Source organism: Paenibacillus sp. YSY-4.3, assembly GCF_054767475.1.
In genome coordinates, this window is sequence record NZ_BAABMC010000004.1 from 222,283 (window position 1) to 241,093 (window position 18,811).

The window sequence follows — 18,811 nt, forward strand, 5'->3', positions numbered from 1 at the left end:
ACCTCTTTCTATTGACTTAATGTTTAGGTTTGAGCAGTTTGAATTGCGCCGCAATGATGATCAGAATTAGCGCCAGCAGCATCATGACGATCGCCGAGGCTCTGCCGAGGTCGGAGTATTGGAACGCGCTGTTGAAGCTCTCGTTCATTAGAACGTTCGTGCTGTTCTCCGGACCACCTTTGGTCAAAATATACATTGGCGAGAACATGAGGAAGTTGATGACGGTGTCCGTTACCGTGACAAAGATAAGTGGACGCTTCAGCATCGGGAACGTGACGTTCTTGAAGCGCTCCCAGCGTCCGGCACCGTCAATCGCGGCAGCTTCGTACAAGGAGCCGGGGATTTCCTGAAGTCCAGCCAGGATGAATACGGACCAGTAGCCGACGCCTCTCCAGGTGGAGATCGCGATAATGACCCAGAGTGCCTGTTCGCTGCTGCCGAGGAACGGCTGCGCCGGAAGGCCCATGGCGATTAGAATCGAGTTGACAATCCCTTGCTCTTGATTGAGCAGGAGTGCCCACAGCACGCAGGCAATTGGCTGCGATACGGCAATCGGAATGAAGTGGATCGAGCGGAAGAAACTGATGCCCTTCAGCTGAATATTCAGAAGGAGCGCCAGAAACAAGGCAAGTCCGATTTGCAGCGGGTTGATGACTACGTTCATTAATAGGGTTACTTTAACGGAATTCCAGAAGACGGGGTCCTTGAGTAAGGTCACATAATTGTCCAAGGCAACGAAGACTTTCTCGCCTTGCAGGAAGGTCGGGCTGTACAAACTCTCGTTCAATCCTTGGAAGATGGGGAACAGCTTGAACACGATTATTCCGATTAGCGCCGGGAATAAAAATAAATAGGGTACATACGATTTCTCGCGCATGCTTGCATTTCACCGCCGTTAGTCTTAGTCAGCAAGTATGGGGGGAGTGGGCCTAAGCTTTGCCCCCCATTGGAACCTACTGCTGAATCATGATGCTCCTACTTTTTCAGTGATTCGTATTTCTTCAATAACCGGTCGCTTTGCTCAGCTGCCGAATCAAGGGCTTTCTTCGGATCAGATCCGGCCTTCATATCATCGTAAGCTTTGGTCAGCAGGGATTCCCACTCCAGGTAACCTGGGGATACAGGACGAGGCACTGCCGTATTCTGAGCTTCATAAGCTGCCAAACGGAACACGTTGGACGGGAACGATTCGAACTTCGGATCGGTCGTGATGTAATGCAGAACTTCTTTGCTGGCTGGAAGCTCATTGCGCTGTTCGAACCAGAATTTGGAGCCTTCGCCGGTTGTCGCGAATTGGATGAATTTCGCGGCGGCTTCCTTCTTGTCGGAGAAGCTGGAGATGCCAAGGTGGAAGCTGCCTGTCGGCGTGGCTGCTTTGTTGTCGCTGAAGTAAGGGAACGGCGCTACACCGAAAGGAACGCCTCGTTCCGTGAACATTTTGACGTAAGCCGTCGAGCCGATCATCATAGCAGCCTTACCAGTTGCAAAGTACTCCACGGTTTCGTCAGCCGTAATTTTCGGGCTGATCTTCCAAGTGTTGAACGTGTCGTAGTAGAACTTGGCGGCCTGCACCATTTTGTCAGAATTCGTGTATCCTTGTGCCGTGAAGCCATCCTTGCTGATGACCTCTGCATCAAGGCTGTTTGCTAGTGGAAGCAATTGATATGGACGTCCTACCTGGCGGAAGGTAAAGCCGAATACGTCGGTTTGACCGTCTCCGTTCTGGTCGTAGGTCAGCTTCTTGGCGAGTTCGACCGTATCTTCCCAGGTCATGCGTTTATCGGGATCCTGGGCGGGGAGATCGATGCCCTTCTCTGCGAAAATATCCTTGTTGTAATAAAGTACGTCTGTCGACGTATTCACCGGTGCAGCCATGAATTTGCCGTCATATGTTCCGGCTTGGAGAGAGGCATCGACCCATTTTGCTTTTTCATCATTGCTGAAGTAGCTATCGAGCGGCTCAAGGAATCCTTTGACCGTGTAGTTGGATACGAGCGGGCCGTCAACCATGAAGACGTCGAATGACGGTTTCTTGGAATTCATTTGCACTTCGATGCCTTCCAGCATTTGGCGGAATGGGAGGGACACGAAATTAATTTTAATGTTCGGGTTCTGCTCTTCAAATTTCGTTGCGAGCGCTTGCAAATCATCGGCCCAAGTGGACACGACCATGAAACTGACTTCTGTCTTATCCCCGCTGTTTGTTTTGCCGCCGTTCTCGGCAGCGTTTCCTGAAGCAGCAGGCTCTGTTGTCTGATTGCCGCCTTTCGCGCAGCCAGCAGCTATCGACATAAACATCATTACGGATAGCAATACCACAAGTACTTTTCTCACTGATAAATTCCCCCTGGATGATTGGTTAGTGTATTTTGTTATTAACCTCAGTGAATCTAATCCGGATAATTTGATGCTATTGAGTCTTGCAGAAGTCCTCCTTTCAGAAAATGCATGCTAAATAGACATGTAACCGGTTACACACAAGGATAAAAAAATATGCTTTACTTCTGAATGCAGCTGAAAGAATACTTTTGTTTGTCCGCATGGTAACGGTTACATAATTGCGTAAGGCTAGTTTATATGATGTGTCTAAAATGTGTCAATCTATTTTATTGTGGAAATTACCCCCAGAGGGGGCGGTGCTATAGCCATTCGCCTTTAGCGACGAAGAATACCTGGCCGCCGATATTGATATCGTAAGCACCGCTGCGCTGTGCGGCGTCTATGTGCAGGAGGGAAGGACGCCCAGCGGCGTACCCCTGTTCGACGCGAAGCTGAATTACGCTGCTCTGCAGGAATTCGTGCTTTAACAGGTAGCCTGCTAGATTACCATTGGCACTGCCGGTAGCGGGGTCTTCATAATATCCCGTGTCATTGACGAATACCCGTACATGCAAATCATTTTGTTCATGAAGTGTTTCCTGCGTGAACACAAGCAGGTTCGCATCCGCTGTGTTTTCAAGGAAGTTTTTATACTTCTTAGGGTCAACTTCGCATTTTTGGACAGCATCAAGGGTTTTCAAAGGAACAATGACGGATGGAAGCCCGGTTGAGGATACATGGATGGGGAAGGCGGACTGAATGTCCTCGACAGGAACTTGGAGTATTTCTGCGATCACGGAAGGGGCGATAGCCTCCCCGAATACAGGCTGCTGCTGCTTCATCCATAACTCGTTATCTGATCCTTCGGCAAAGGAGACGGGGATTTGACCCACGCCAAGGTTCAAGAGAATATGCCTGCTCTTATTCGGATCGAGCTGATGATGAATGACGAAGGCCGTTCCGAGCGAAGGATGTCCCGCAAAGGGAATCTCTACATCCGGGGTAAAAATGCGCACAGGATACCCTCCGTCCTCCTGTTTGTCCGACATGATGAAGGTTGTCTCCGAGAAGTTGATCTCTTTGGCAATCTGCTGCATTTCTTCCGAGGTCAGTTCCCGATCCGGCAGCAGTACGGCGAGCGGATTGCCTTGATATTTTTGTTCCGCGAATACATCGACGATATAGAATTCCATAGCAAGCATCTCCTAGGCATCCAAAGTAAGGTATAACGTTTCACAGGTTACATGAAATCAAAAAAGTAGCGAATGACGTGGAAAAGGACCGGCGAAGTATAGGCCAGACTGTCGACCCGGCTGATATAACTTTTCTTGAGGGCATCGAACTTGTTGTCGTCGCCGATTAACAAATCCCGCTTCAGCACGGATACCGTCAAGCTGCCGAAGAAACCGCTCAAGCTGATCAGCATGCCGGAGAATACCCCAAACACAGGTCCAAGCGGCGTCAGGTATGGATGGATCAAATAGGCTGTTCCGGTCGTCACCAGGAATGCGAAGGCAAACCCTTCCCAGGTCAGGTAGGGATTGGCCGTCGGAACGACTTTGCGTTTGCCGAAATAGATCGACGCCAGATGGTGAGCGACATCGTTGAGCTGTGTCAGTACGACGAGGAACAATACAAGCCCTGCGCCATATTCCGGCGTTGCAAATTGAAAATAGGCGAGGTGGCTAAGCCCGAATACCATCAGCATGAGTCCCCACTGGGTGGAGCTGACGCTGCGCAGGAAGCCGACCGTTCCTTTGTTGATCAGCCGCGGGAGCGGCAGGAATAGGAACACATAGATCGGGATAAAGATAATGAACATTCCGTACCACTCGATGTAGATCCAGTAAAATTGCACCGGAATGGACAAATAGGCCCATAGATATAGCCTGCGGTCGGCTTTTCTGGAGCGGATCATGGAGAAGTACTCCTTCAACGCGAAGAAGGTAAGCACCATGAGAGACAGCAGCGATACGACCGGATTAAATAGGGTGGCTAGACAAAAGATAGCGAACATGCCCCACCAGGTCTTGATTTTGGTGCCGATGGCAGCGTAGTCTTTGTCCGGTTGTATTTTGCTCAGGACATAATAGATGACCTGAATGACTAATAAAGCTGTGAAAATAAGAGTTAACGTTATGAGCGAGCTGTTCATAGCCCTTCACCATCCAACTTGTCATGACTTAAGACCTCCCACAGGGGTGATCATATGTTATTATGAAGGAACAATTCAATTTTGATAAGGGGAATTTCGTAAATGGCAGCTGATCGTTCGGTCTTTATTTTGCTTACGAATACCGGGACGCTCTTTACGAGGGTTATCAAAGGGTACACGAGAGCCCCATACAATCATGCCTCCATATCCTTTAACCGGGAGCTATCCGAGCTGTACAGCTTTGGAAGGAAGAGCCCAAACAATCCGCTGAATGGCGGGTTCGTGAAGGAAGATATCAAGACGGGTACGTTCAGCAAGTATCCCAATACGACGTGCGTCATTTATGAGCTGAAGGTATCCGAGCGTGAAGTCGAGAAGATGAAGCGAGTCCTGCATATTTTCATCCGCAGCCGCAATAAGTATTTATATAACATTCTGGGCGTGGTCGGCATCGCCCTAAAGGAGCCCGTCGAATTCAGCAACTCTTATTTCTGCTCGCAATTCGTTGCGGAAATTTTGGATAGATCCGGCATTAAGCTGTGGAACAAGCTGCCGGCCCTTGTGACGCCGGACGATTTTCGGCAGAGCGACCGATTGCAGCTGATCTACGAAGGCAAACTAAGTGAGTATGAACCGGATTGCGATAAGGAATAATCGGAACGTTAGACGAACCAAGGCATACTCGGCGGTTTGAAGGCTCAAGGCTCCCTCTCTTAAGGGAGTCTTATTTGAATGGCCTGATACCAGCTATCCCACTCGTCCATGTCAGCCGAAACTACATAAGGGGTCAATTTAGGCGAGCAATTCTGAAAGCCTGTTCCGCCAAGCGCGAAGACCAGCTGCGGATAGGATTTGCGGCAGAGCTCAATCCATTGCTCCAATTCTTCAAGTTGCGCACCACTCGTCATGGATATAGATATAATAGAAATCTTCTTCAGTTTGATAATATCATCGAGCCCGTGAAGCGGAGTGTCCGGCCCAAGATAAATAACATCGAGTCCTTTTTTCCGCAAGAATAAACTAAACAGCGTTAAACCCATGTGATGATGCTCATTCGGAGGGCAAAAAGCGAGGGCCCTCGGAAGCTGCTCATTAATGGGCAGAATTCTAAAAAACTGTACACAACGCTGCATGATTAGCTGGGAAGCGAAGTGCTCTTGGGCGACGCTGATTTCGCCTTGCTCCCATTCGTCGCCTATCTTGTAGAGGGTAGGGACTAAGATGCGTTGGAATACATCTTCATACTGATACAGTGAGAATGCTAAATCGATCGTCTCATTAGCCTGCATCGCATTAAAATGGATGAGATCCTGATACAGCCGAGCGATGATATGTGCGTAAGTTGTATTCAAAGGCTGGCCTTGATAGGGCCCGTACAGACCGTAGGTTTCCGCGGATTTTGTCCGCAACAGCATAACTGCCTCGCTAATCTTCAGATTCTGCTCTTCCATTAAGCGCTTTAGAGATAGGAGGGTATGAATGTCTTCTTCGCTATATAACCGATGCCGCCCATGGCTGCGGGCTGGGTTGATAATTTGATATCTCTTCTCCCATGCTCGTATGGTTACGGGAGGAATGCCTAGCCGTTCGGAGACCTGTTTAATGCTGTAGTACATGTTCATCCACCTCAGCATAATTATACATAAACTATACAAAATGACTAGGATGTTCGACGTTATATCAACATTATGTGAACGATATTGATATATTTGTCTAATGTTTGTATAATTTAACCATAAATATTATACACAAATTATACAAATTAGTTTCTTAAGGAGTATGCCATGAGGAGTATGTTGAAAAATGGTTATTTCAGCACTCAGGTGCTTGATAAAGAAGCGGTGCTTACGGCCATAGAGCGGTCATTGGCTATGATTGAATTTAATGTCAATGGACAGGTGATATGGGCGAATGAGTTGTTTGCCCGGACTATGGGATATGAAGCGGGGGAATTGCCGGGAATGATGCATCGGCATTTCTGTTCGACCGAGTTTGTGAATAGCCCGGAATATGAATCCTTTTGGAATCAGTTGAGGGAGGGATTTTCGTTCCAGGAGAAAATTTTGCGTATCTCTAAAGAGGGGCAGGAATTGTGGTTTGAGGCTACCTATACTCCGGTTTACAATGAAGAAGGTCAAGTGGAGGCTGTTCTTAAGGTAGCAACCGATATTACGGCTAGGGAAAATGCCACTACTCGAATGACCCAGGATTTGCAGGAAATGGCGGCTGATTTATTAATCCGGGCGGAGGAAGGCATATCCACTAGCGGTGAAATGTCCTCGGCCATTGAACAAGCTGTAGCTCAGTCGGAGAATAATCTTGGCGTTCTTGGATTGCTTCAGCAGCGAGCCAGTTCCGCCCGGAGCATTATCACGACCATTCGCGAAGTGGCGGCACAGACGAATTTGCTGGCTCTGAACGCAGCCATTCAAGCTGCTCATGCCGGGGAGTATGGACGGGGGTTTAATGTGGTGGCAACCGAGGTCCGCCGGCTGGCTGGGCAAGCGGAGGAAGCGGCACAGGAAGTGCAGGCGAATCTGACGGGAATTGCGGCTCAGATTGAAGACATCTCAAAAGGCATGAAGCGATCACAGACGATTATTACGGACAATCAGCAGCATATCGAATTGGCAGTTAATGAATTCATTGGTATCGGAGAAGCCTCGAAACGGCTTGATCAGCAGGCTAAGGTACTGAGCGAAATTTTATAGGGTTTATAGGATAGTATGCCGAGCTAAATAAGAAGCATGGAAAAGCACGCACCTCTCAGCACCCCTAAGGGTGCTTTTTTGCATTGGCTAATTTCAAATTAAGCGATTTGTGTATGTAAAAATATTACAGAGGGCATAATAATCTCATTATTCTACTGGAATAGAGGGGGCAGCATGCATACTACTAAGCGCAAGGCCCAGCCAGATGGTCATTTCAGGCAGTTCGTCCTGGCCGTTTTCAGGGGAATATCCCAAGTCTTGTTAATCGAGAATGCGGCTACCGGACTCCTCGTTCTAGTGGCTATTGCCATTTCCAGTTATTCGTTGGGGCTGATCGCACTGGCTTGTTCGGTGATCGGGACTTGGATCGGTTACAGCGGAGGGAAGGACAGGGCAACGGCCGTTCAAGGACTGTTTGGATACAATTCGGTGTTAGCCGGGCTGGCGTTTTCACTATATCTGGATGGAAGCGCAAAATGGGGGTTCGCGCTTGCCGGGGCAGCCGTCGCGGCGCTTACAACAGCCGCCGCTATGCATGTTATGAGAAATTGGGGGCTGCCCGTGCTGACCTTCCCCTATATTCTCCTGACTTGGATGTGGCTGCTTGCCGCCTTTCACTTGAACGCCGTTCATCTTAATGCGAAGATACAACCCCAGGATATCGTCAACCTACAACCAGACCTTAAAGAACGAACGATCGAATGGCTCGCCGGCTTAATTAATGGCATTGGGCAGGTTTATTTCGTGGAGGGCCTGGTGTCCGGAATATTGATTCTGTTGGCTATTTTTGTGGCTGGCTGGAGGCTGGGACTTTATGCGATTGCCGGAACGGTGATTGGTGGGATAACGGCTTACGGCTTAGGCGCAGAGATTGCGATGCTGAATTCCGGGCTCTATGGTTTTAATGCCGTATTGGCAGTGCTCGCAGTGTCATTTGCGTACCGCAATGCTCAAGGGCCCAACATCCCAGCAGGACTGCTTGCCGCCATACTTACGGTTCCGGTCGCGGCAGGGATCGAAACTTGGCTTAATCCCTATGGGCTCCCGGCTTTGACGATGCCTTTTGTACTCGTCACTTGGGTAATGCTCGCCGGGAGGCAGCTATTGAAGAATCTTTGAATATTGACCCAAATTAAGGAAATAATGAGGTTTATCGAACTGAAGGTATAAAGGAGGATCGAAATGAAGCTTTCCGATCGGGAACAAGAGAAGCTGATGATCGTTGTTGCCGCCGATTTGGCGATCAGACGAAAGAGTAGAGGCATAAAGCTGAATTATCCGGAAGCGGTAGCACTCGTTACCTATGAAATTATGGAAGGTGCCCGAGAAGGCAAAACCGTTGCCGAACTAATGAAGAAGGGCCGGGAAATATTGTCCGCGGACGACGTCATGGAGGGGGTTCCAGAAATGATTCATGACATTCAGGTAGAGGCGACATTCCCGGACGGAACGAAGCTGGTCACGGTTCATTATCCGATCAGCTGAATAATTTCAATAGAAAAAGGAGAAGGTTCGATGATACCAGGGGAGTATGTGCTGCGCGAAGACGATATTATCTGCAATGAGGGCAAGCCCGTAAGCTCGTTAAAAGTATTGAATACCGGCGACCGCCCGATCCAGGTCGGCTCTCACTATCACTTCTATGAGGTGAATTCGGCCCTCCAATTTGACCGGGAACTCAGCTTCGGATTGCATCTGAACATTCCATCGGGCGCTGCTGTTAGGTTTGAACCGGGCGATGCCAAGGAGGTCGAGCTGGTACCCTTCGGGGGAGAGCGGATCGTATACGGATTGAACAATAAGACAGATGGGCCATTGGACAAGGAGGAAGCGAAATGAGCCTGCGTTTGACAAGAAAGCAATACGCCGATTTGTTCGGCCCGACGACGGGGGACTGCATCCGGTTGGCGGATACCGACTTGTTCATCGAAATCGAGAAGGATTTCACTACATACGGCGATGAGTGCAAATTCGGGGGAGGCAAATCCATTCGGGATGGAATGGGACAGCATCCGTTGGCGACCCGGGACGAAGGAGCGCTTGACGTTGTGATTACCAATGCCGTCATCGTAGATTATACCGGAATATACAAGGCGGACATCGGTATTCTGGACGGAAAAATCGCTGGCATCGGCAAAAGCGGCAATCCTATGGTGATGGACGGCGTCAACCTCATTATCGGGGCCGGAACTGAGATTATATCTGCGGAAGGTTTGATCGTAACGGCGGGTGGGATCGATACTCACATTCATATGATCAATCCGTTCCAAGTCGAAGTTGCTCTATCTTCCGGCTTGACTACGCTGATCGGGGGCGGAACGGGACCGACGGAAGGATCGAAGGCGACGACCTGTACGCCGGGCGTATGGAATATGCACCGTATGTTGGAGGCGGCGGACGGTCTGCCGATCAATTTAGGATTCTTAGGCAAAGGCAACGGGTCATCCGAGGAGGCGCTTGCGGAACAAATACGTGCCGGCGCCATTGGACTGAAGGTACATGAGGATTGGGGAGCTACCGCCTCCGCCATCGACCACTCTTTGCGCGTGGCGGATAAATACGATGTTCAGGTCGCGATCCATACGGATACGCTGAACGAATTCGGCTTTGTCGAGGATACGATCGCTGCAATTAATGGCAGGGTCATCCATACTTTTCATACGGAAGGTGCTGGAGGCGGCCATGCTCCGGACATTATTAAAATGGCGGGCTTATCGAACGTGCTTCCCGCTTCCACGAATCCGACGAAGCCGTTCACGGTCAATACGCTTGATGAACACATCGATATGCTGATGGTCTGTCACCATTTGAGCATCAAGGTTCCCGAGGATGTCGCGTTCGCCGATTCCCGGATTCGCCGCGAGACGATTGCCGCGGAAGATATTCTGCATGATCTTGGCGTCTTAAGTATCATGAGCTCGGATTCCCAGGCGATGGGCCGGATTGGCGAGGTGGTCTGCCGGACCTGGCAGACCGCGGACAAAATGAAAAAGCAAAGAGGGAAGCTGCAGGGAGACGAAGGGGTCGCTGATAATAATCGTGTAAAGCGGTACATTGCCAAGTATACGATCAATCCGGCGATTGCCCACGGCATTTCTTCTTACGTTGGCTCCATTGAGGTCGGGAAGATCGCCGATTTAGTGATCTGGCATCCGGCGTTTTTCGGAGTGAAGCCTGAAGCTGTTGTCATGAGCGGAATGGTGATTCATGCCTGCATGGGTGATGCTAACGCCGCCATACCTACGCCTCAGCCGGTTCTTTTGCGTCCGATGTATGCTTCTTACGGGAAAGCGATGCATAGCAGCACGATTACTTTTGTATCGAGGGTCGCTTACGATGAGGGGTTGCATAAGGAATTGGGCCTGCAGAAAAAAGTTCTGCCGGTTGGCGGCATTCGCAATCTGACCAAACAGGCGATGAAGCATAATGCAGAAACCCCAGAAATCAAGGTCGATCCGCAGACATTCGAGGTTACCGTCAACGGCGAGCTGTTGACCTGTGAACCGGTCGACGTTGTACCGATGGCACAGCGCTACTACTTATTCTGAGAGGTGAGTTCAATTGATTATAGAACAAATCGTAACCAGTCTCGACGATATAAGTCCTGAGAACCGTATTCAGCGCCATCTCGAGAGAGTTTATTTGCATAGCGACGACTTGCTGAAGCGAATCCAGCGGGTCGTTACGGACCATGGCAGGGAGCTCGGCATTTCATTGGTTCAGAGCACTTCCCTGAATCATGGCGACGTCTTATATATGGACGACAACAGTCTTATCGTCGTTGAGGTTGTGCCGGAAGAGGTCTTGGCCATTCGTCCGCGCAATATGCAAGAAATGGGGGATATCGCTCATAAGCTGGGTAACCGCCATTTGCCGGCGCAGTTTGAAGAGGAGCGGATGCTGGTTCAGTATGATTATTTGGTAGAGGATCTGCTGAAGCAATCGGACGTTCCTTACACCTGTGAGAAATTAAAAGTGAAGCAGCCCTTCCGGCCAATCGGACATAGTCATGGCTGATATATTGCCGCTGCTGCAGTTATGCGACTCCAACTTTCCAAATGGCGCATTCAGCCATTCCTTCGGACTGGAAACGTATGTTCAGGAAGGGAAAGTGGTCGATAAGCCGACGTTTGCGGAATGGATCAGCGCATATATTGCCGAACAGCTGGTTTATACGGACGGGCTTGCGTTCCGGCTAGTTTATGAAGCGCTGGATCGGGCGGAGCAGGAGCATGTATGGGCATGGGACCGTATGATCTCGGTCCAGAGCTTCCCGCAGGAGACGCGGGAAGGGAGCACAAGGATGGGACAACGGCTCGTTCAGCTTGGCCTTGAGCTGTATGATTCACCCGTCCTGGCTGCATACCAGGAGCGGTTGAAGGCGCAGCGCAGCTTTGGCCATCCGGCAATCGCCTTTGCGATCATCGCCCAATATCTCCATGTTCCGCTGCCCGTCGCTTTGCTGTCTTATTTGCATTCGTGTACGGCCAGCTTGATTCAGAACGGCGTGCGTGGAATTCCGCTCGGCCAGACGGACGGCCAGCGGTTAATTCAGGATATGCACGCACAGCTTCGGCAGGCCGTCAAGAAGATCGAAGCGCTGGATGAGGATGAGTTCGGGGTTACGTCTCCGGGGCTGGAGCTGTCGCAAATGAGGCATGAGCGGCTGCATATCCGGCTGTTCATGTCGTAGATTTGTATATTTTCACAATGAGAAAGGACGATGCAAGATGGAGCCGATTCGAATTGGGGTCGGAGGACCTGTAGGAGCTGGGAAAACGCTGCTTCTGGAGAAGCTCACGCGGCAGATGCATAAAGATCGCAGTATGGCGGTGATTACCAACGATATTTACACGAAGGAAGATGCCAATTTCCTCATTAAAAATGGAATTCTTCCCGCGGACCGCATCATTGGCGTGGAGACCGGCGGTTGTCCCCATACGGCGATCCGGGAGGATGCCTCCATGAACTTTGCGGCGATTGAGGAATTGAAGGGCCGCCATCCTGACGTTGAAATTATTTTCGTGGAAAGCGGCGGAGATAACTTAGCGGCAACGTTCAGCCCGGAACTCGTTGATTTCTCCATTTACATCATCGACGTTGCCCAGGGAGAGAAAATCCCGCGCAAGGGCGGCCAAGGCATGATCAAGTCGGATTTGTTCATCATCAATAAGATCGATCTTGCCCCGTATGTTGGCGCAAGCCTCGATGTGATGGAGAGCGATACTAGAGCTTTTCGCGGAGAGAAGCCGTTCGTGTTCACGAATTTAAAAGAAGATGTCGGCCTGGGCAACGTGGTGGAATGGATTGAGGCAAACGCCTTGCTAGAGGGGCTCAGATAGATGGAGCAATGGACGGGAGTGCTTCAGCTTACGGTTCAGCGAAAACAGGAAAGGACGGTACTGGCTGAAGTATATAACCAGGGAGCATCCAAAGTAACTCCCCCTATATATCTCGATGACAGCGGCTTGCCGTGCTTCTACATGTTGAATCTAGGCGGAGGTTACGTTGACGGAGACAGGTACAAAACGGATATCCACCTTTGCGATGATGCTCATATGCTGCTGACTACGCAGTCCTCGACCAAAATCTACAAGACGCTAAAGGTGCCTGTCTTGCATGAAATGGACATTCGATTGGAGCAAGGCAGTTACCTGGAGTTTATATCTGATCCCCTGATTGCATACCGGCATGCAAGATACAAGCAGGAAACCGTCGTACGAATGGCTCGGGGGGCAACCCTAGTCTACGGGGAGATCATCACCCCGGGCTGGTCCCCGGACGGGGCTTTGTTCCAATACAACAGGCTGCAGCTGCGAACGGTCGTATACATAGAGGATGAGCTGGTTGTATTCGATAACCTCCCATTAACCCCGGAGACCCGATCGATGGAGGGGTTAGGGCTTCTTGAAGGCTACACCCACTTGGGATCCCTACTCGTCATAGGAGATAACGTGCCTCGTGGTATGGCGGAGACTCTTGGCGAAGAGCTTGAAGCCGCTGGACATTTGTGCAGAGTCGGAATATCCGCATTAGCCGTATCCGGGTTCTCTCTACGGGTACTAGCCATGTCAACGCTGCAAATCGAAAACGTGTTCGAGCAATGCCGGCGGGTGGTTCGGGAGCGTTTCTTAGGGAGCAAAACCGTCTCGTTCCGGAAGTATTAAGCGGATGACGGGCTGTAGTTATTATCGTGGGCAACCCTGCATAAGGATAAAATAGTCCTTACGAAAAGGGGTGGGTTTCTCATGGAAATCGGTTTGCTTTCTATACTTGGCATCGGCTTTATTCTCGGAATCAAGCATGCCATAGAGCCTGACCACATCATTGCCGTATCCACCATTGCAAGCCATACGAAAAAACTGTGGCGAACATCGCTGGTCGGCATATTCTGGGGAATTGGCCACACCGCTACACTGCTGGCAGTGGGCCTGATCCTCATCCTCACGAAGAGCACGCTTCCCGATAAGTGGGCGGGCTTATTAGAGTTTATCGTCGGAGGGATGCTCGTATATCTCGGGGTTGTCAACTGGATTTCCGTCGGCAAGAACAAAGCCGAATTAGTAGAGCATCAGCATAGCGGCGAACAGCATAAGCACTTTCTTCGCAAGGGTGATCCAACCCATCATCAAACCTCCTATCTTAAATCCATGGTCATTGGTCTGGTACATGGATTGGCGGGAAGCGCGGCAATGGTTCTGCTCACCATGACGACCGTACATACCGTGTGGAATGGAACGTTGTATATTTTATTCTTCGGACTGGGCACGATTGCCGGGATGCTGATTTTCACCACGATCTTAGGGATTCCATTTGTGCTGAGCGCCAACAACCGAAGCCTAAAAATGACCTTAACGCGAATTACCGGCGCAGTCAGCGTGTTATTTGGCTTGTATTACATGTACAGCCTTGGGGTTACGGATGGCTTGTTCCGTATGTGGCTGGGCTAGAGTCAAACCGGAGTATTCCTTTGTTTAGTGGATTGATTTGAACAGCCGCTGATTGCAGCGGCTTTTTTTGTGTTCTGTAGAGGGGTCATTGAAAGAATGTGTTTTTGAGCGTGCATGTTTTGAGGAATAAGAGTAAACTGTAAATTTAGGTGTAACAAAAGAGATGGAGCATTGGAAGGAGTCAGGAAATGTCGCAGGAGAGGGTACAAGCTAACGAGAATGAACAGGAACAGGGGACGCTGCACAAGAAACTGCGGCCTCGTCATATTACCTTTATGGCCATGGGCGGCGTGATCGGTACGGGAATATTCAAGGGAAGTTACGAGACGATTAGTATAGCGGGACCGGGAATCGTCATTTCATATATTTTGGCAGGTTTGCTGCTGCTCATTGTGATGGGAGCCATTGCCGAGATGGCGATGGTGTATCCGAATCGCAATATGAAGGACTTCATTCGTGAGGCGTTCGGCGAGCGGTTGTCATTCATTATCGGCTGGCTATATTGCTTTATGTGGCTGACAGTATGCGTCATAGAGGTGCTTGCCGCGGGCAGTTTCTTGCAATATTGGCTTCCGGATGCGCCGTTATGGCTGTTAACCTTGGGATGTGCGGTACTGGTTCTGGGGGTAAATATGCTGAGCGTCAGCGGTTTTGGGGAAGCAGAGTTTTGGCTGGCGGGTATTAAAATTGGCATGATCATAGTGTTTATTGTGCTGGGCGTGTTGATTTTGTCCGGCGTATGGACTGTGGAAGGCACGGGGGGACTGCATAATCTGGTGGATTACGGCGGCTTTCTGCCGAACGGATGGACGGCGATCATTGCTGCCCTGCTGGTAGTAATGTTCTCCTATGGAGGTTCGGAGCTGATCGGGCTTACCTTGACCGAGACAAAAGATGTGGACAGAGTGCTGCCCAAGGTAGTCAAGAGTTTTATTCTGCGGGTCATTCTTTTCTATACGCTGCCGATTCTCGTTATTTGCAGCCTGATTCCTTGGAATCAGTTGAACGGCGAGAGCAGTCCTTTCGTACAGGTGCTGGCCAGCACGGGGATGCAGGGATCGGCGCACGTGATGAACTTTATTCTCGTTACGGCGGTATTGTCCGCAGCCAACTCGGGCATTTACGGGGCCACCCGTATGCTCCATTCGATGGCAGCAAGCGGAGAAGCATCGCCTTATCTGGCCCGTACGACGAAACGGGGAGTGCCGATGAACAGCCTGAAGCTGTGTGCAGCGGTATTAATCGGGGGCGCTATTCTGGCCTACCTCTTTCAGGACGGGTTATTCCGCTTCCTTATGGCGGTGCCGGGGTTTGTTGTGCTGCTGGTGTGGATCAGCATTTGCTTATCCCAACTGAAGCTGCGCCGCAGCTATCCAGTGCAGCCAAACTTTCGCGTATGGGGGTTTCCGTATATTACGATATTGGCTGTGGTGAGCTTGGCGGTGATTGCAGTACTGTTCCTCTTTGACCGTCAAAATGTGCTTAGCATCGGTGTTTGTCTGGCATTCCTGCTGTTTCTGTATCTTTGGTCACTGGTTAAGTTCAAGAAGGTACAGAGGTAGCAGCGAAAATATTGTTCAATGAAATTGGCCGTTCTTCGATAAATTCGGAGGACGGTCATTTTTTGTTCGCAAAATGCAATTGACCAAAATATAAAAAGGAAATATCATGGGTTCTAAATTGGAAGAAGAAGGAGGGCATAGACGCATGCAAATGGAGCAGCAAGGAAGCATAGCCGTGAACCAGCTTGGCTATCGCAGTAAAGATGCGAAGATCGCCATGGTTACAGGGGAAGGAGGCCGCTTTCGACTTGTCGATCATGTAAGCGGTGCAGTGGTTTGGCAGGGGGATACGATGCCTGCGGTTGCCGACAAAGCCAGCGAAATTACGGTGAGCCGGGGCGACTTCTCCGTTTGGAGTCAGCCGGGTACGTATCGGATTGAGGCCGGAGACGGGCATAGCTCATATCCGTTTGTGATCTCAGATGCCGTATATGAGGAAGCCCATCAGGCATTGTTGAAAGCGTTCTATTTCTTTCGCTGCGGAATGGAGCTGGAGGATAAATACGCAGGTCCGTGGAAGCATGCGGCTTGTCACCTTACGCCTGCCATCGTTTATGGGGAGGAACCGCGGAGAGTCGACGCCTGGGGAGGGTGGCACGATGCCGGGGACTACGGCAAATACGTAGCACCTGGCGCTAAGGCGGTAGCGGATCTGCTGCTAGCTTATGAATGTTACCCGCAGGTCTTTGAGAGGGCCTTGCCGGTGCCGGAGAGCGACGGCGCCATGCCGGATGTGCTGCATGAATGCCGGTACGAGCTCGAATGGATGCTTCGCATGCAGGATAGCGAGAGCGGCGGTGCCTTCCATAAGCTCACAACATTGCAGTTCCCAGGCCCGGATGTGATGCCGGAGGAAGATACAGCGGAGCTGTACATATCCCCGGTATCGGCTACGGCGACGGGATGTTTTACCGGCGTTATGGCTATGGCGGCGCGGGTTTACGCTCCATATGACGCTGCCTTTGCAGCTTCGTGCCTAAAGGCGGCGGAGCGAGCCTGGGCCTGGCTGGAGCGTCACTCCGAATATCCAGGGTTCCGCAATCCGCCTGAGATCCTCACCGGAGAATACGGCGACGAGCAGGATTTGGATGAACGCTATTGGGCAGCGGCTGAATTGTACCGGACTACCGGAGAAGCGCGCTATCATGAAGCTTTCCGAGAGCTTGGCGGTCAGGATGCGTTCGATAAATACGAGCTGGGCTGGGCGGACATGGGCGGATACGGTACGATTTCCTACCTGCTGTCGGAGCGGGAGAATGACCCCCAATTAGCGACTCGTCTATTGGCTGGTCTGCAGCAGCGGGCCGATGAGCTTGCGGCGGTAAGCCGCGAAGACGGGTTCGGCATATCGCTTAAGCCGGAGCAGTATATTTGGGGCAGCAACATGCTGGTGATGAATCATGCCATGCTGCTGCTAATTGCCGACCGCTTGTCGGGTTCCCAAACGTATGAGCGCTGCGCGCTCGAGCACGTACATTACTTGTTTGGAGCCAATGTGGTAGGCATGAGTTATGTCACCGGGCTTGGCAGCCGGCCGATTCTGCATCCGCATCATCGCCCCTCCGAAGGAGACGGCGTCGAAGCGCCCGTTCCAGGTTTGGTGTCGGGCGGCCCGAACCATGGCAAGCAGGATGAGTATGCACGCGAGCATTTGGCAGACAAGGCGCCGGCCGCATCCTTTGCCGATGTCATGGAGAGCTACGCGACCAATGAGGTTACGATCTATTGGAATTCTCCCGCGGTGTTCGTGCTGTCTCATTTTGTATAAAAAGTAAAGCAAGCAAAGAGCACTGCTGAGAGCGGGGCTCTTTGCTTGCTATTTATCTCTGCAGTGCACACAAATGTTATTGACAATGCATGAAGGCTGCGGTAAATTGTGCTTGTAAACACGTGTTCACGAAATGGGGATTTTTGGGCGCGGTGTTTTGGAGGAAATAGCTGCAGCAATACGACTTTTGCAGGCTAGTTCTAAATTTTAGTGCTAGAAAATTGCGAACACGTGTTAAATGGAGGGGTGCTATGAGGAAAGCCGAAATCAATAGCATTGAAATCGCCCGGATTGCAGGCGTGTCGCGAAGTACGGTAAGCAGGGTCATCAATAACTACCCGAATGTGCCGCAGGCTACGCGTGATAAGGTGATGCAGGTCATCGAGCAGTATAAGTATTCTCCGAACTTTTCGGCAAGGATTATGTCCGGGAAGAGGACTTGTACGGTTGGCCTGTTTATGATTTCCCCGGAAGAAATATGTCACGATTCGCTTACGAATTCGTTAATTACCGGGCTTATTGAAAGCGCATCCAACCAGGGGTATTATGTCTTAACCCACATCATAAGAAACACGAGGGACAGCGAGGTGCTGCGTAAAGTCAAGGAAACCTTCTACCAGCGGCGGATTGACGGAGGGGTTTTTATCGGTACCGCAAATCATGAGTCGTTGATTGAAGAGCTTATTGCTGAGGGCTATGTGGTGGGTATTATTGACCAGCATATCGAAGGGCGGAATGAGCCTAATCGGGTGATATGCAATTTCGGCAATCATCAGGGCATGAAGCAAGGCGTCGATTACCTCGCAAGCTTGAACCATCGCAGGATCGGGTTCATTGCCGGAGATCCGCTGCGCTGCTCGGGGCACGAGAGGCTGGAGGGGTTCAAGGCTGCCATGCGTTCTCATGGGCTTGTAGTGAAACCGGAATGGATCATACCGGCTGATTTCAGTGAGAAAAGCGGATATAACTCCGTGAAGCAGTGGCTCAGCAACGTAAAAGAGCTGCCTACGGCGATATTTGCCTGCAACGACAGCGTGGCTTTTGGTGCTTTGGCGGCCTTGCAGGAGGCTGGCCTCACCGTACCAGGGGATATTTCCTTAGTCGGCTTTGACGATCATCTGCTCAGCTCGCGGATCCAGCCGGCCCTCACGTCGATCCATGTTGATTTTGCCGAAATGGTTGATACGCTGGCGAGGAAATTAATCGAGACGATCGAAGCGCCAGCCAAGGAATTCAAGAAGTATGTGGGCACGACGGAGTTGATCATTAGGGAATCCTGCAGGGAGATCTAGAGACAGCGCTGCATATAAATATAAATACAAATATAAATATAAACCAATGCGAAA

The 18,811-nt window shown here is 50.6% G+C and carries 19 protein-coding genes; 14 read left to right on the forward strand and 5 right to left on the reverse strand.

Features of this window, described 5'->3' with window-relative positions:
* Positions 1-16: 16 nt before the first annotated feature.
* From ACYUJT_RS15415 to ACYUJT_RS15430, 4 genes are all read right to left on the reverse strand, one after another.
* Complete coding sequence (locus ACYUJT_RS15415) at positions 17-877, reverse strand: carbohydrate ABC transporter permease (RefSeq protein ID WP_460323727.1); 861 nt, start codon at positions 875-877, stop codon at positions 17-19.
* Between the two features lie 98 nt (positions 878-975).
* Complete coding sequence (locus ACYUJT_RS15420; protein WP_460323729.1) at positions 976-2,334, reverse strand: ABC transporter substrate-binding protein; 1,359 nt, start codon at positions 2,332-2,334, stop codon at positions 976-978.
* A 305-nt stretch (positions 2,335-2,639) separates the two neighbouring features.
* Positions 2,640-3,512, reverse strand: coding sequence for a PhzF family phenazine biosynthesis protein (locus tag ACYUJT_RS15425; protein ID WP_460323731.1), 873 nt, complete (start codon positions 3,510-3,512; stop codon positions 2,640-2,642).
* Between the two features lie 47 nt (positions 3,513-3,559).
* Positions 3,560-4,474: a phosphatidate cytidylyltransferase gene (locus ACYUJT_RS15430; RefSeq protein WP_460323733.1), complete on the reverse strand. Its 915-nt coding sequence runs from the start codon at positions 4,472-4,474 to the stop codon at positions 3,560-3,562.
* A 102-nt stretch (positions 4,475-4,576) separates the two neighbouring features.
* Here ACYUJT_RS15430 and ACYUJT_RS15435 point away from each other — a divergent pair, with 102 nt between their 5' ends.
* Complete coding sequence (locus tag ACYUJT_RS15435; RefSeq protein ID WP_460323735.1) at positions 4,577-5,128, forward strand: hypothetical protein; 552 nt, start codon at positions 4,577-4,579, stop codon at positions 5,126-5,128.
* A 59-nt stretch (positions 5,129-5,187) separates the two neighbouring features.
* On the opposite strand, the gene ACYUJT_RS15440 is transcribed toward ACYUJT_RS15435, so the two are convergent.
* A complete protein-coding gene (locus tag ACYUJT_RS15440) occupies positions 5,188-6,090 on the reverse strand; it encodes a MerR family transcriptional regulator (RefSeq protein ID WP_460323737.1) in 903 nt (300 codons plus the stop codon).
* 168 nt (positions 6,091-6,258) lie between these two features.
* On the opposite strand from ACYUJT_RS15440, the gene ACYUJT_RS15445 reads away from it, so the two are divergent.
* The 13 genes from ACYUJT_RS15445 to ACYUJT_RS15505 all read left to right on the forward strand — a co-directional run bounded on the left by ACYUJT_RS15445 (position 6,259) and on the right by ACYUJT_RS15505 (position 18,757).
* Positions 6,259-7,185 (forward strand): methyl-accepting chemotaxis protein, encoded by a 927-nt coding sequence (locus tag ACYUJT_RS15445; RefSeq protein ID WP_460323739.1) that lies wholly within the window; start codon positions 6,259-6,261, stop codon positions 7,183-7,185.
* A gap of 174 nt (positions 7,186-7,359) precedes the next feature.
* The gene (locus ACYUJT_RS15450; protein ID WP_460323741.1) at positions 7,360-8,304 is read left to right on the forward strand and encodes an urea transporter; all 945 of its coding nucleotides are present in this window, start codon (positions 7,360-7,362) and stop codon (positions 8,302-8,304) included.
* Between the two features lie 63 nt (positions 8,305-8,367).
* Complete coding sequence (locus tag ACYUJT_RS15455) at positions 8,368-8,670, forward strand: urease subunit gamma (protein WP_460323743.1); 303 nt, start codon at positions 8,368-8,370, stop codon at positions 8,668-8,670.
* 30 nt (positions 8,671-8,700) lie between these two features.
* Positions 8,701-9,024 carry an urease subunit beta gene (locus ACYUJT_RS15460; RefSeq protein ID WP_460323745.1) on the forward strand — a complete coding sequence of 108 codons (324 nt, stop codon included), beginning with the start codon at positions 8,701-8,703 and terminating at the stop codon, positions 9,022-9,024.
* Positions 9,021-10,733: an urease subunit alpha gene (gene ureC, locus ACYUJT_RS15465; RefSeq protein WP_460323747.1), complete on the forward strand. Its 1,713-nt coding sequence runs from the start codon at positions 9,021-9,023 to the stop codon at positions 10,731-10,733. The genes ACYUJT_RS15460 and ureC overlap by 4 nt, the downstream gene beginning before the upstream one ends.
* A gap of 13 nt (positions 10,734-10,746) precedes the next feature.
* Complete coding sequence (ureE, locus tag ACYUJT_RS15470; protein ID WP_460323749.1) at positions 10,747-11,202, forward strand: urease accessory protein UreE; 456 nt, start codon at positions 10,747-10,749, stop codon at positions 11,200-11,202.
* Entirely contained in the window at positions 11,195-11,878 is a 684-nt protein-coding gene (locus ACYUJT_RS15475) for an urease accessory protein UreF (protein WP_460323750.1), read from the forward strand. Before ureE ends, ACYUJT_RS15475 begins: the two co-directional genes overlap by 8 nt.
* 37 nt (positions 11,879-11,915) lie before the next feature.
* Positions 11,916-12,527 carry an urease accessory protein UreG gene (gene ureG / locus ACYUJT_RS15480; RefSeq protein ID WP_460323752.1) on the forward strand — a complete coding sequence of 204 codons (612 nt, stop codon included), beginning with the start codon at positions 11,916-11,918 and terminating at the stop codon, positions 12,525-12,527.
* Positions 12,528-13,352 (forward strand): urease accessory protein UreD, encoded by an 825-nt coding sequence (locus ACYUJT_RS15485; protein WP_460323754.1) that lies wholly within the window; start codon positions 12,528-12,530, stop codon positions 13,350-13,352.
* A gap of 81 nt (positions 13,353-13,433) precedes the next feature.
* Positions 13,434-14,135, forward strand: coding sequence for an urease accessory protein UreH domain-containing protein (locus ACYUJT_RS15490; protein ID WP_460323756.1), 702 nt, complete (start codon positions 13,434-13,436; stop codon positions 14,133-14,135).
* 188 nt (positions 14,136-14,323) lie between these two features.
* Complete coding sequence (locus ACYUJT_RS15495) at positions 14,324-15,697, forward strand: amino acid permease (protein WP_460323758.1); 1,374 nt, start codon at positions 14,324-14,326, stop codon at positions 15,695-15,697.
* A gap of 106 nt (positions 15,698-15,803) precedes the next feature.
* Positions 15,804-17,465, forward strand: a complete 1,662-nt coding sequence (locus tag ACYUJT_RS15500) for a glycoside hydrolase family 9 protein (RefSeq protein WP_460323760.1) — start codon at positions 15,804-15,806, stop codon at positions 17,463-17,465.
* 251 nt (positions 17,466-17,716) lie between these two features.
* The gene (locus ACYUJT_RS15505) at positions 17,717-18,757 is read left to right on the forward strand and encodes a LacI family DNA-binding transcriptional regulator (RefSeq protein ID WP_460323762.1); all 1,041 of its coding nucleotides are present in this window, start codon (positions 17,717-17,719) and stop codon (positions 18,755-18,757) included.
* Positions 18,758-18,811: the final 54 nt, after the last annotated feature.

Coding starts and splice junctions, on each gene's coding strand:
- ACYUJT_RS15415 (WP_460323727.1), bottom strand. CDS start 877: ATGCGCGAGAAATCGTATGTACCCTATTTATTTTTATTCCCGGCGCTA.
- ACYUJT_RS15425 (WP_460323731.1), bottom strand. CDS start 3,512: ATGGAATTCTATATCGTCGATGTATTCGCGGAACAAAAATATCAAGGC.
- ACYUJT_RS15430 (WP_460323733.1), bottom strand. CDS start 4,474: ATGAACAGCTCGCTCATAACGTTAACTCTTATTTTCACAGCTTTATTA.
- ACYUJT_RS15435 (WP_460323735.1), top strand. CDS start 4,577: ATGGCAGCTGATCGTTCGGTCTTTATTTTGCTTACGAATACCGGGACG.
- ACYUJT_RS15440 (WP_460323737.1), bottom strand. CDS start 6,090: ATGTACTACAGCATTAAACAGGTCTCCGAACGGCTAGGCATTCCTCCC.
- ACYUJT_RS15445 (WP_460323739.1), top strand. CDS start 6,259: ATGAGGAGTATGTTGAAAAATGGTTATTTCAGCACTCAGGTGCTTGAT.
- ACYUJT_RS15450 (WP_460323741.1), top strand. CDS start 7,360: ATGCATACTACTAAGCGCAAGGCCCAGCCAGATGGTCATTTCAGGCAG.
- ACYUJT_RS15455 (WP_460323743.1), top strand. CDS start 8,368: ATGAAGCTTTCCGATCGGGAACAAGAGAAGCTGATGATCGTTGTTGCC.
- ACYUJT_RS15460 (WP_460323745.1), top strand. CDS start 8,701: ATGATACCAGGGGAGTATGTGCTGCGCGAAGACGATATTATCTGCAAT.
- ureC (WP_460323747.1), top strand. CDS start 9,021: ATGAGCCTGCGTTTGACAAGAAAGCAATACGCCGATTTGTTCGGCCCG.
- ACYUJT_RS15475 (WP_460323750.1), top strand. CDS start 11,195: ATGGCTGATATATTGCCGCTGCTGCAGTTATGCGACTCCAACTTTCCA.
- ureG (WP_460323752.1), top strand. CDS start 11,916: ATGGAGCCGATTCGAATTGGGGTCGGAGGACCTGTAGGAGCTGGGAAA.
- ACYUJT_RS15485 (WP_460323754.1), top strand. CDS start 12,528: ATGGAGCAATGGACGGGAGTGCTTCAGCTTACGGTTCAGCGAAAACAG.
- ACYUJT_RS15490 (WP_460323756.1), top strand. CDS start 13,434: ATGGAAATCGGTTTGCTTTCTATACTTGGCATCGGCTTTATTCTCGGA.
- ACYUJT_RS15495 (WP_460323758.1), top strand. CDS start 14,324: ATGTCGCAGGAGAGGGTACAAGCTAACGAGAATGAACAGGAACAGGGG.
- ACYUJT_RS15500 (WP_460323760.1), top strand. CDS start 15,804: ATGGGTTCTAAATTGGAAGAAGAAGGAGGGCATAGACGCATGCAAATG.
- ACYUJT_RS15505 (WP_460323762.1), top strand. CDS start 17,717: ATGAGGAAAGCCGAAATCAATAGCATTGAAATCGCCCGGATTGCAGGC.